Raw genomic sequence first — 12,213 nt, forward strand, 5'->3', positions numbered from 1 at the left:
GGGCCCCCGCCGATGATCGCTATGTCGTAGATAATCTCTGCCAATCGTCACTCCCTGCCGGCCTGAACGCCTACCCGGGCCAAACACTCCATTCTACGCGTGTGCAACACTATCGCGGTGCGTCCCCACCTGGCCACGCTGCTGGATGACTTTCGCTCTCACGCAAGTGAACGCGCCCTCGTCAGCCACACCGGCAATCGCAGCCTGCCCACCACCTACGGCGCACTTGCCGAAAGCGCAGCCCGCGTCGCGGCGGAGCTCGAACGGCGTGGCATCGGACCCGGCGAACGCGTGCTGCTGTGGGGGCAGAACTCCGCTGCCTGGATCGCCGCCTTCTACGGCTGCGTGCTGCGCGGTGTACTGGTCGTTCCACTCGATGCAGCCGGTGACGCGGCGTTCGCCGCGCGTGTGATCGCCGAGACGACACCACGACTCATCATCGGCGACATGGCGCTTCTCGCGCGGCTGCCGACCTTCGATATTCCACGGCTGCCGCTCGATCCGCCCGGCACAGCGTTCGACAACGCACTGCCGCCGCCCAACCCGGTACCCTTGGCCGACCTTGGCCGCACGACGCCCCTGCAGATCATCTTCACCTCCGGCACCACGTCCGAACCAAAGGGCATTGTTCATACTCACGGCAACGTTCTTGCGTCGCTCGATCCCATCGAGCGCGAGATGGCGCGCTACCGGCGCTATGAACGTCCGTTCCATCCGCTGCGTTTCCTCCACACGCTGCCGCTCTCGCATGTCTTCGGCCAGTTCATGGGGCTGTGGGTGCCGCCGCTGCTCGCGGCAGAGGTCCACTTCGAAGGCCGGCTCGAGGGCCCACGCCTCATCCAGCTCATCCGGCGCGAACGCATCTCCGTGCTTGCCGCCGTGCCCCGCGTGCTCGAGCTGCTGCGCTCTCACGTGGTTCGCCAGGACGCGACGCTCGCTGCTCGTGTCGCCGATGCGTCGCAGCTCTCAGCACTGAAGCGCTGGTGGCAGTTTCGTCGGCAGCATCGCCTGTTCGGACTGAAGTTCTGGGCGCTGGTCTGCGGCGGGGCGACCCTGCCCGAAGACCTGGAGCAGTTCTGGATGCGTCTTGGCTTCGCGCTGATCCAGGGCTACGGCATGACCGAGACCACCGCGCTGGTCACGCTGAACCATCCCTTCCACGTCGCACGCGGCACCATCGGCAAGCCGCTCGCCGGCCGTGAGGTGCGCGTCGCCGACGATGGCGAGATCCTCGTCCGTGGTGCATCGATTGCGGCTACCGAGTGGCGCGGCGGCCGCGCGCAGCCCCGCTCCAGTGACGAAGGCTGGCTCCGCACGGGCGACCTCGCGGCGCGGACCAGCGCAGGCGACCTCGTCTTCGCTGGTCGCAAGAGCGATGTCATCGTCACCGCGGCCGGTCTCAATGTTCACCCGCAGGATCTCGAGGCCGCCATCACCGCGCAGCCCGGTGTGCGCGCTGCGTGCGTGTTCGCCTATGACAGCCCGGCCGGTCCGCAGCCCGCGGCAGCGCTGCTCGTCGCTGCAGACGCCGATCCCGAGCGCGCCATCGCCGCCGCAAACAGCCGCCTCGCGGACTACCAGCAGATCCGCCGGTGGCTGCTCTGGCCCGACCCCGACCTGCCCCGCACCACCACCGGCAAGGTGAAGCGCCGCGAAGTCGCCGCGCGCGCGCAGCTCGCCTTCGCCTCTGACGCACCCGTGGCGACCGGGCGCGATCCGCTGCTTGCACTGCTCAGCGGCATCCCGGGCGTACGGCTCGCGAATGCGAGCGACAGCAGCCGGTTGAGCGAGGATGTCGCTATCGACAGCCTCGGCATGCTCGAGTTGCAGAGCGCCATCGAGCAGCAGTTCGCGCTCGAACTCCCGGACACGGCCTGGCAAAACGTCCACACCATCGGCGATCTCCGTCACCTGGTCACGCCCGCTTCCGCATTCGTCTCTTCAACAGGCACGTTTGCTGCAGCAGCACCTGCTCGAACCGACGATCGCGACGACTACCCCCTCTGGCCCTGGTCCGCACCCATACGCTGGCTACGCAACGCGTTCCTCGAGTGCATCTCGCTACCGCTCACGCACCTGCTGCTCGCTCCGCGCATGGCGCGGGCCGCACTGGAATCACGAAGGCCCATGCTCATCGTTGCCAACCATGTCACCGCGTTCGATCTTCCGATCGTGCTCGCCGCGCTGCCGCCAGCGCTGCGGCGCAATGTCGCGGTCGCGATGGCGGGCGGCCTGCTCAGCGGCTGGCGTCACGCGCGTGTCGAGCGCCATCCGTGGACGCGTCCGCTTGCGCCACTCACCTATTGGCTGGTGACCGCGCTGTTCAACGTGTTTCCGCTGCCGCAGGGCGCTGGCTTCCGACGCAGCTTTGCGCATGCCGGCGCGGCACTCGATCGCGGCATGTCTGTCCTGCTATTTCCGGAGGGCCGCCGCTCGCCCGACGGCGCGCTCGCGCCGTTCCAGTCCGGCATCGGTCTGCTGGCACGCGAATCGGGTGTGCCCGTGCTCCCGGTGCTCACCACAGGGCTCGGCGAGATCAAACAGCGTCGCCGCCGCTGGTTCCGCCCCGGAACGGTCACCATCACAGTGGCAGAACCGCTGCTGCCGCAGCCGGACGAGACGCCGCAGGCCTTCACCGCGCGCCTCGAAGCCCGCTTCCGCGCGCTGGCTAAGCCAGCAGCTTCGCTGCCGCCTGCGCAAAATACGTCACGATGAAGTCGGCGCCTGCGCGACGAATCGACACCAGCGATTCGAGCACGGCACGATCGCGCTCCAGCCAGCCGCGCTCGAACGCCGCCTCGAGCATCGCGTACTCACCCGAGACCTGGTACGCGCCCATCGGCACATCGAAGCGGCCGCGCGCGGCATGTAGTACATCGAGGTACGGCATCGCCGGCTTCATCAGGATCATGTCCGCGCCCTCGCCCAGGTCCTGCTCGATCTCGCGCATCGCCTCACGCAGGTTCGCGCCGTCCATCTGGTACGTGCGCCGGTCGCCGAACTGCGGCGCAGAGTCCGCTGCTTCGCGAAACGGCCCGTAGAACGCCGATGCAAACTTCGACGCATACGACAGGATCGGCACGTGCGTGTAGCCGTCCTCGTCCAGCTCGTCGCGAATGGCGGCGACACGACCGTCCATCATGTCCGACGGCGCCACGATGTCCGCGCCCGCCTCGGCCAGTGATGACGCGGTGCGTGCCAGCAGGTCCAGCGTCGCGTCGTTGTCCACGTGGAAGTCGTCCGCGTCGCCGCGCACCACGCCGCAGTGGCCATGCGATGTGTACTCGCACAGGCAGACATCCGCGATCAGCACCAGCTTCTTCGCCGCGGCAGTCTGCTTCAGCGCGCGCAGACCCCTCTGCGTGATGCCGTCCGCGTCGTACGCGCCACTCGCGTCTTCGTCCTTGGTCGCGGGGAGTCCGAAGAGCAGCAGCCCACCGAGACCAAGCGCTGCCGCCTGCTCGGCCTCTTTCACCGCCTCGTCGACTGACACGTTGAAGACGCCGGGCATCGACGAAATCTCCCGCCGGACGCCTTCGCCGGGACAAAGAAACAGCGGGAGAATGAGCGCTCCGGGATGGAGGTGCGTTTCGCGCACCAGGGCGCGCATGGGAGCGGTCGTGCGCAGCCGGCGCAGGCGAGTCTGCGGGAAGTCCATAGCCCCATTCTAGTCAGGCGCACACGCGCCAGTGCGCGCCACCGGCGGGCTTGTAAAGTGGAGACATGGGCCTGCTGCCGTCCATTCCGCAACCTGTCGTCGAGACGAGCCGCGCCACGCTTGAGTGGGACGGCCTGCTCGTCGTCGTCGCCGAGCATGCGCAGTCCGCCGTCGCGCGCGAGTGGATCGCCGCCCTTGCTCCGTCGACAGACCGCGACTGGATCACGCAGCAGCACACGCTGATCGCGGAGATGCGCATCGCGCTCGCCTCGGGCTTGCGGCCAGCGCTGGCTGCCGTCATCGACCCCAGTCAATTGCTGGCGAAGGCACGCATCCCGGGCACTGCGCTCGAAGCCGATGAGCTGATGCCGCTGCTCGCGCTGGCCGACGATGTTGTCGCCTGGCAGGCCGCGATGTTCGAGCCGCCCGACGATCTCGCGCCGCGCATCGCCGGCCTGCGCGGCATGGTCGAGCCACTGCGCGGCAACCAGCTCGCCAACGTGGCGCGTTCGCTGCGCGCACGCATGAACCCGGACGGCTCGCTGACCGACGACGCGTCGCCCGAACTGCGCCGCATCCGCCGCGACATCGAGCGCCAGCAGCGCGCCATCGAGAGCAGCCTGCGCCAGGCACTGCGCCGCTTCGCCGGCGAAGGCGCGGCGCAGGACGAGCTCATCACGATTCGCGGCGAACGCTTCGTCATCCCCGTGAAGGCCGAGTTCAAGCGCCGCATCCCCGGCGTGGTCCACGGCGCCAGCTCCAGCGGCCAATCCGTTTACGTCGAGCCGCTTGAGACTATCGAGCAGAACAACGAGCTCATCCGCCTGCTCGACGACGAACAGGCCGAGGTGCATCGCGTCTACGTCCAGATGACCGGCGAGCTCGGCCGCGAATCGCATGCGCTCGATCTCGGCGCCGGCATTCTTGCGGAGGTCGATGCGCTGGCCGCACGTGCGCGCTTCGCCGACAGCTATGAATGCGCCGCACCTACGTTTGCACCGGAAGATGCGCCGGAGCTGCTCATGCAACGGGGCCGGCATCCGCTGCTCGAACGGCGCCTGCGCAGGCAGAAGCTCGCGATCGTGCCGCTCACGCTCGGGCTCGAGTCGAACGCGCGGCAGCTCATCATCAGCGGCCCCAACACCGGCGGCAAGACAGTGGCGCTCAAGACAGCGGGCCTGCTCGCGATGATGGCGCAGGCCGGCATCCCGGTGCCCGCGGAGCGCTTCGTGCTGCCCGTCTTCGGCTGCTTCCTCGCGGACATCGGCGACGCGCAGTCGATCGAGCAGAACCTCTCCACCTTCTCCGCGCACATCGTGAACCTGAACCACATTGCGGCGCGGGCGGACGAGCGCTCGCTGGTGCTGCTCGATGAGCTCGGCTCGGCGACGGATCCCGAGGAAGGCGCGGCACTCGCGGTCGCCATCGCTGAGCACTTCCTCAACGCGCGCACCTGGTCGATCATTTCGACCCATCACACCTCGCTCAAGGTGTACGCCGCCCAGCATGCCGGCGTGCTCAACGCAGCGGTCGGCTTCGACGAGGAGACGCTCGCCCCGACCTACGCACTGCGCCTCGGCGTGCCGGGAGCATCCGCGGGCATCAACATCGCGCAGCGGCTCGGGCTCGACCCGGCGATCGTCGCCGGAGCGCGCCGCCAGCTCTCGCACCAGACCGAGGACATCGCGCATTTTCTCGATCGCCTGCATGCCGACCTCGCCGCCGCCGATCGCGAACGTGCCGCGCTGCGCACACGCGAAGCCGAGGTCGAGCGCGAGCGGCAGAAGCTCGAGACTGAAGGCCTGAAAGAGTGGAAAGACAAGGTCCGCGAGCTCGAGAAGCAGCTCACCACGCTGCTCAAGGACTTCGAGTTCCGCATGCGCGAGGCGGTCAAAGCGGTCGACGACCGCATGCAGCAGCAGAAGCTGTCGAAGGAAGCGGAGCGGCGCATCGCCCGGCTGCGGCGCGAGTTCTCCGAGCAGTTCAACGCCACCGCCGTCGCGCAGCACACCGGCGCGGACAAGGGCGATCCGGCAGCGCAGCCACATGTGCCGCGCAATGTGGGCGCGGGAGACAGCGTGCGGCTCAAGTCGCTCGGACGCGTCGCTGTGATCGAGCGCGAGGTCGATCCCAACACCTTCGAAGTCGCCATCGGCCCGATGAAGATGCGCGTCGCGCGCACCGACATCGCAGAGGTGCTGTCGAGCCGCCGCGCACGAGAGATGGAGCTGAACCCGATCGAAGCGGCTCGCCGCCGTGGCTTCTCCGTGACGACGGCCACTTCGAACGACGACATGCGCTCCGAGATCAACGTCATCGGCCAGACAGCGGCAGACGCCAGCGCCGAGGTGGAGCGCTTTATCGACCGTGCCTTTCTCGCCGGGCTGGCCCGCGTCCGCATCGTGCACGGCACCGGCATGGGTGTGCTGCGGCGGGCGATCCGCGCGCTGCTCGCGCAGCATCCGCATGTGGCCACTGTGGTCGAGGCCACGCAGGCCGAGGGTGGCGGGGGCGCGACCATCGTCGACCTGAGACAGTAGAACAAGGCTCATTCCATCTAGTCAGCTTCATGGCGCAGTGATACTCTCCGTGCCGAGGCGGCAGCATATGGTGCGGGTTATCACAGTCGAGCGGGAGTACGGCAGCCGCGGCGCCGAGTTCGCTCACCGGCTGGCGGAGTATCTCGGGTGGCGGCTGATCGATCAGTGCCTGGTCGATGAGATCGCGCGCAAGATCGGCATGGACAAGCACGCGGTCGCGAACTGCGACGAGCGGCTCGATCCCTGGTACTACCGCATCGGCAAATCGTTCTGGCACGCCAGCGTAGAGCGGCTGCCGGCCATCATGACGTCATCCGAGGTCTTCGACAGCGAGCGCATGAGCACGCTGGTCCGCCAGTACCTGAAGGAGCGCGTTGCCGAAGGCAACTGCGTCGTGGTCGGGCGTGGCGCGGCCGCGGCGCTGGCCAATGTGCCGGGCACCTTCCACGTCTTCGTGTATGCGTCCACCAGCCGCAAGCTTGCCTGGTTTCGCGAGCACTTCCCGGACCGCCCGGGCGATGCGGAGCAGGAGCTCGAAGCCACAGACCGCCGGCGCTCCGAGTACATCCGCCGCTTCTACAACCAGGACTGGGACGACCACCGGCTCTACCAGCTCATGCTGAACTCCTGCATGGGCATCCCGGCGATGATCGGCTCCACGCTCGAGGCCGCGGGCCTGCAGCACAGCGTCCAGGCGAGCGACGAATCGACCGGAGCGGTCGCGCGCAAGGGCTGATCTCGACCAGCCAGCAATGCAGAAGGGCGGACCCGGATGGGTCCGCCCTTCTTGTTTTGGTGAGCCGCTTAGCGACCGTGGCCGTGACCACCGCCATCGTGCGGCATCATGGGGCCACCACCGCGCGGACCCTGCGGCTCTGGCCGTGACTGCTGTGGCGCGGGCCGGTACTGCGGCTGCGGCTCCGGCCGGTACTGCGGCTGCGGCTGTGGCGCGGGCCGGTATTGCGGCTGCGGCTCCGGCCGGTATTGCGGCTGCGGCTGCTGCCGGTACTGCGGTTGCGGCTCGGGCCGATATTGCGGCTGTGGCTGCTGCCGGTATTGGGGCTGCGGTTCCTGGCTCATGCCCGGACGGTAGACCGGGCCGGCCGCGGGGGCAGGACGCTGCGGCTGCATGACCGGAGCGCCACCCTGGACTCCACCCTGGTACGGTGACGGCCGCTGGCCGTAGGTGTTGCCCTGCTGCGGCGTCGGGTACGGCTGCCGGTTGGCCATCGTGGGCTGCATCGGCTGCACCGGACGGCCGGGGCTCATCGGCTGCGCTACCGGACGGTTCGGCTCCGGCATGCGGCCTGCGTTATTGTTCATGGTCGCCGTCCGCGGGCTCGTCGCAGTGCTGACAGGGCCGCGGGTCTGCATCGGTCCAGAGGCCGGCATGCGGGTGACGGGCAGGTTGCGGTCGAAGGTGACCGGCTCGGGGCGCGCCAGGTTCTGCGGCCGCCCATGGTTCACGTTGGCGAACTGCATGCGGTTCTGCGCGGCGCGCATCTCGTTCTGCTGCTGCGCTGCCAGAGGAGCCGCATGGTGCTCGTTCATGAAGGCCATCTCCTGCGGCGTCGGGCGCGCCTGCACGCCGCCCTGGCCACCGCTGAAGGAGGTGCGGTCCCCGCCGTAGTTGTTGATCACGGTCTTGTTGTAGACATTCGTGATGTTCACCACGTTCACGTTGGTCACGGAGCGGTTGTAGTAATAGCGGTCGTGATCCCAGTAGCCGCCCTCAAAGCCGTGGCCGAAGTAGCCGAAGCCGTAGTTCACACCACCGTAGAAGCCGATGTGCGGCCCCCAGTAGCCGGCATGCCACAGGTAGCCCTCATCGCCCCAGCCCCAGTAGCCCGGCGTCCAGAGTGCGCCGGTGTAGGGCGCAAGCACCCACGCGCCGGGTACCCAGTAGTAGCCGTCGTCTTCGTCGTAGGCCCAGTAGCCGGGCGTCCAGATGTAGCCGGCGGCGGGGCAGATGGGCTGGGCATACACCGGCAGCACGGGCGGTGCGCCGATGCTGACCGACACGAACACACCCGCGAAGGACGCTGCGGGGACAGACCCGATGGTCGCTGCCAGCACGATGGAGCGGATTGCGGTGGCGATGCGCATGACGGTTTCACCCTGGCCGTCTGCTGAGTCCCTGCCGGCCCGCTTCTCACCTGCCGCGGGCCCGACTCTCAGTCCGGCTTACTTTCCGGTCTCTCAAGCCAGCATGCGCTCGAGGGACATTGGTGAAGACCGCACTTCTGGGGGAAAGTTGCGCGGGTAACGTGACCCGGGGCCCGTCCCCTCCGGCTACCCGGTGGTCTGGAGGTAAGTCGCTGGTGCGGAAGAACTTCGTTTCCTGCGAACAGGAAGCTTCGGCGCTTCTATGTCGACCAAAGGAGGGAGCTCGATGAAAAGTGAACTGAAAATTCCAGACTTCCAGAACGAGGCAGAGGAGGCGGCCTGGTTTGCGAAAAATCAGGATGCGATGCTCGAGCGCTTCAGGTCCGCGGCCAAATCGGGCGCGATGGGGACCGGAACCCTGGCACGTCGCGGTGTGACGCCGACGACCACGATCCGGCTCGATCCCGCGGACCTCGAACGAGCCAGGATGCAGGCCGCGGAACGTGGTCTGCGTTACCAGACCTACCTGAAGATGCTGATCCACCAGGCGCTCACGCGAGAGTCGAAGCGCGCACCGAAGAAGACTCGACGCGACCCAGCGGCCTGAGCGAGTCGGACCTCTTCTGCGCCTCTACAACACCCAGCGCAGCATGCGCCGTACTGTTTCGAGGGTGGCGCCGTAGACCAGATGCGCGGAGATGCCGCCGGGCAGGGCGTCTTTGCCGGTCTTTGCCTCGGATCCCGGTAGAACGCCGCTCGGCAGGAAGGGTGCGAGCACGTCCGGGCCGCCCAGGAAGAGCAGGCTGGCGAAGCCGGTGCCGTAGCCGGAGCGGGCCATCGGGACCAACTCCACAGAGATGCCATAGATCGCGCCGGCGAGTGCGCCAGTGAGGTAGCGCATCTGCGGCTTGGCCGGCAGCAGCGGGATCGAGGGCACGGTCGAGCCGACCGGCAGACCCGGCCGCGACGGGGGCGTGGACACCGCGGACGCATCCGCTCTTCCGAACGCGGAGCTCTCCGCACGGCCCGTCGCTGCATCGCCATGGAGCGGAGCGGTCGAGGATGGTGCCGGGGAGGTGCTGGTGTGGAACGCGGACTCTTCGGCAGGATCGCCCGAACCGAGACGCGCAGCCGCAGCGGCGCCGCGATGGTAGTTGTCGAGCACCCACGTCGCCACGAGTCCGCCGACCAGGCCCGCGGCCAGTCCGGCGAGCGGCTTGGTGCGACGCTTCACCCTGGCCTTTGCCCGGCGTTCCTCGTCCTGTTTCTTCCTGCGCTGCTGGTCGGCCTTGCGCCGCTTGTCCTGCTTGCTGTCACTGAAAAGCATGGGCACCCCCTCGTCGATCTGCTCGCGTCACGCGGACAGGGATGTCGTCATCATCCCAGGGCTGGACGGCGTGTGCCGTCCGTTTCGCCCCTCTTCTTCCGATGAGATGCAGAGCAGCACCCGCGCTGCGCGGGGGCTACTTGGTGCGCGCTTCCGTGACTTCCATCGGCGTGTGGCCGTGGTAGTCGGTGTAGAGCGCGGGAAACTCCTGCTTGAGCGCCGCCACCTTGGGCCGGTCGTTGATGAAGATGTACGGGTTGTCGGGATTGTGCAGCGCGTAGTCCTGGTGGTACGGCTCGGCCGGGAAGAAGCCCTTGAGCGGGGTCAGTTCGGTAACGATGTGGCGCGAGAAGACATGTGCGCCCTCGAGCTGCTGAATGTAACTCGCAGCCACGCGGCGCTGCTCGTCGTTCGAGTAGAAGATCGCGCTGCGATAGGAACTGCCCTCGTCCGGCCCTTGGCGGTTGAGCTCGGTTGGATCGTGCGCCACGCCGAAGAAGACCTGCAGCAGTTGGCCGTAGGTGATCTTCGCCGGATCGTAGGTGACCTGGATCGACTCGGCGTGGCCGGTCGTCTCGGTTGAGACCTGCTCATAGCTGGCGTTGGCGGCGGCGCCGCCGGCATAGCCTGCCGTGACGTGAGTGACGCCACGCACGTGTTCGAACACGGACTGCGTGCCCCAGAAGCAGCCGCCGGCAAAGACGGCGGTGGCGTGTCCACCCACCGAGGCCAAAGCCACATCGGCGTGGGGCGCGGGGATGGGCTGCACGGTGGCGGCGTTCACGGTACAGCCGGCGAGCAGGGCGACAGCGCAGACAACGGCGGAGGAGGCAAGGGCGACAAGCGAACGGCGAAGGGCTGGCATGGATGTCTCCTCCCGATTAGAAGACGGCACCCCGCCGCTGGTTACAGGAACTGTGGCCGGGCACAATAAGGGTATGGAGAGTACGACACAGACCCGGCTGGCGGATGCGGCCGCCGGCACGGTGCGGCTCGCAGGGCCAGCCGACCGGAACGCGATCTTTGCGCTGGTGAACGCCGCGTTTGTGCTGGAGCGGCCGCTGAACAAGGGCGGCCGCGAGCGGCTGGCCGAGGACGGCGAGCTTGAGATGCTGATGGCCCGGGGCGTCTTCCTTGTCTGCGAACACAAGCGCACGGACCAACACAAGACGAACCAGGATGGAACGAACCAGGACGGCACGCTGGCGGCGTCCGTCTATCTTGAGCCGGGGTACGGTGGCCGGATCGGCCACTGCTACCTGGGCATGCTCGCGATCGATCCCGCACGGCAGCGGGCAGGGCTGGGACGCCGCATGATGGAGGCAGCCGAGCAGTATGCGCGGTCCGCGGGCTGCTTTGCAGTGGATCTGCGCGTCGTCAGCCCGCGCGAGACGAAGCTGGTGCCGTTGTACGACCGCCTGGGCTACCGGGTGGAGGGCACCGAGCCGTACCCCGAGGAGCTGGCGGCAAAGATGGTCGCGCCGGGCCACTTTATCTGCATGACCAAGCCGGTCTAGAACCAAAAAGCTTGGCAGAAAAGAGACTTCGGGCCGCGACGAAGGGTTCCGCGCGGCCCGGGTCAGTTGCGGTGCTGACGAGGGATCAGGCGACCTTGCTGTCACCGGCCGCGACCGGGGTCGGCGGCATGGAGGCCGAGCGGCGCGCCAACTCCTCACCCTGCTGCAGGCTGTTCGCGATCTCGTGCACGAACTGCGGAGTGTCGGCGACGCGGAGACCGTCCTGGCCGATCCAGCTGCCGACGCCGTCGGTGCCGAGCGGGCCGTTGCCGGTCGAGTCGTTGTAGTACTCGTCGACGATGCCCTGGGTGGGCGGCAGCAGGCCGATCTGGAAGCGGCCACGGCCCAGCGAGTCGAGCGCGGCGGTGAACGCCTTCATGTGCGTGATCTCGCGCGTCATCAGGAACTGCAGCGCCGACTTGGTGCCGGGGTCGTCGGTCAGGTGCATGATGCGCTCGTAGGTGATCTTGGCGCGCGCTTCGGCTGCGATGTTGTTGCGCAGATCGACATCGAGCTCACCGGAGATCTTGAGGTAGTCGGCGGTCCAGGGATTGCCGGCCGAGTTGAACAGGTTGAGCCCGCCACCGCCGGTAACCGCGACGAGCGGATCCTGCTCGGCGTCTTCCATCGCCTTCTTGATCGGCGCCATGTGCATGCGGATCAACGCGCCGACGACTTCGAGGTGGCTGATCTCCTCGGTACCAATGTCCATCAGCAGGTCCTTGCGCTCGGGGTCGTCGCAGCTCCAGCCCTGGATGGTGTATTGCATCGCCGCTGCCAGCTCACCGTTCGCGCCGCCGAACTGTTCCAGCAAGATGCGGCCAAAGCGAACGTCGGGTGTGCCGACATTGACGTCGTACATCAGCTTCTTGACGTGGTGATACATCGAAACCTCCTGTCTCCCTTGGTGGGATGGAGGTCCCCGGCAGAGACGTTCGCCGACGAGAAAACTTATTCGCGGCGCCGCGTGTGGTTGTCCGGGAACTTTGAGAGTTGGCGCGGAGCTCCTGATGGCTTCAGGTAGTGACTTCGGATGCGCTAACCGTTACATTTCTGCTCCGGCCC

At 67.5% G+C, this 12,213-nt stretch carries 9 protein-coding genes and 1 pseudogene; 5 read left to right on the forward strand and 5 right to left on the reverse strand.

Annotated features, from left to right (window positions below):
* The first annotated feature begins 117 nt into the window (after window positions 1-117).
* Window positions 118-2,715 carry an AMP-binding protein gene (locus AC5IJH_RS10835; protein ID WP_491902832.1) on the forward strand — a complete coding sequence of 866 codons (2,598 nt, stop codon included), beginning with the start codon at window positions 118-120 and terminating at the stop codon, window positions 2,713-2,715.
* On the opposite strand, the gene hemB is transcribed toward AC5IJH_RS10835, so the two are convergent.
* A complete protein-coding gene (hemB, locus tag AC5IJH_RS10840) occupies window positions 2,669-3,658 on the reverse strand; it encodes a porphobilinogen synthase (RefSeq protein ID WP_491902833.1) in 990 nt (329 codons plus the stop codon). The genes AC5IJH_RS10835 and hemB overlap by 47 nt on opposite strands.
* Window positions 3,659-3,723: 65 nt before the next feature.
* Here hemB and AC5IJH_RS10845 point away from each other — a divergent pair, with 65 nt between their 5' ends.
* Window positions 3,724-6,198 (forward strand): endonuclease MutS2, encoded by a 2,475-nt coding sequence (locus tag AC5IJH_RS10845; RefSeq protein WP_491902834.1) that lies wholly within the window; start codon window positions 3,724-3,726, stop codon window positions 6,196-6,198.
* A 67-nt stretch (window positions 6,199-6,265) separates the two neighbouring features.
* A complete protein-coding gene (locus AC5IJH_RS10850; RefSeq protein WP_491902835.1) occupies window positions 6,266-6,934 on the forward strand; it encodes a cytidylate kinase-like family protein in 669 nt (222 codons plus the stop codon).
* 68 nt (window positions 6,935-7,002) lie between these two features.
* Here the strand turns inward: AC5IJH_RS10850 and AC5IJH_RS10855 are convergent, their stop codons facing one another.
* A complete protein-coding gene (locus tag AC5IJH_RS10855; RefSeq protein ID WP_491902836.1) occupies window positions 7,003-8,304 on the reverse strand; it encodes a YXWGXW repeat-containing protein in 1,302 nt (433 codons plus the stop codon).
* Window positions 8,305-8,590: 286 nt separating this feature from the next.
* Between AC5IJH_RS10855 and AC5IJH_RS10860 the strand changes: the two genes are divergently transcribed.
* Window positions 8,591-8,911: a hypothetical protein gene (locus tag AC5IJH_RS10860; protein WP_491902837.1), complete on the forward strand. Its 321-nt coding sequence runs from the start codon at window positions 8,591-8,593 to the stop codon at window positions 8,909-8,911.
* Between the two features lie 24 nt (window positions 8,912-8,935).
* Here the strand turns inward: AC5IJH_RS10860 and AC5IJH_RS10865 are convergent, their stop codons facing one another.
* Together AC5IJH_RS10865 and msrA are read right to left on the reverse strand one after the other, a co-directional pair.
* Window positions 8,936-9,631, reverse strand: a complete 696-nt coding sequence (locus tag AC5IJH_RS10865) for a hypothetical protein (RefSeq protein WP_491902838.1) — start codon at window positions 9,629-9,631, stop codon at window positions 8,936-8,938.
* 136 nt (window positions 9,632-9,767) lie between these two features.
* Window positions 9,768-10,496: a peptide-methionine (S)-S-oxide reductase MsrA gene (gene msrA / locus AC5IJH_RS10870; RefSeq protein ID WP_491902839.1), complete on the reverse strand. Its 729-nt coding sequence runs from the start codon at window positions 10,494-10,496 to the stop codon at window positions 9,768-9,770.
* A 73-nt stretch (window positions 10,497-10,569) separates the two neighbouring features.
* Here msrA and AC5IJH_RS10875 point away from each other — a divergent pair, with 73 nt between their 5' ends.
* Window positions 10,570-11,148 carry a GNAT family N-acetyltransferase gene (locus AC5IJH_RS10875; RefSeq protein WP_491902840.1) on the forward strand — a complete coding sequence of 193 codons (579 nt, stop codon included), beginning with the start codon at window positions 10,570-10,572 and terminating at the stop codon, window positions 11,146-11,148.
* A 121-nt stretch (window positions 11,149-11,269) separates the two neighbouring features.
* Here AC5IJH_RS10875 and AC5IJH_RS10880 read toward each other — a convergent pair.
* Window positions 11,270-12,034 (reverse strand): annotated as a pseudogene (locus tag AC5IJH_RS10880) (manganese catalase family protein); the annotation flags it as partial.
* Window positions 12,035-12,213: the final 179 nt, after the last annotated feature.

Origin of the sequence: Candidatus Dedyshia acidiphila (assembly GCF_051025295.1) — a bacterium.
In the GTDB taxonomy this organism is placed as follows: domain Bacteria; phylum Acidobacteriota; class Terriglobia; order Terriglobales; family Acidobacteriaceae; genus KBS-83.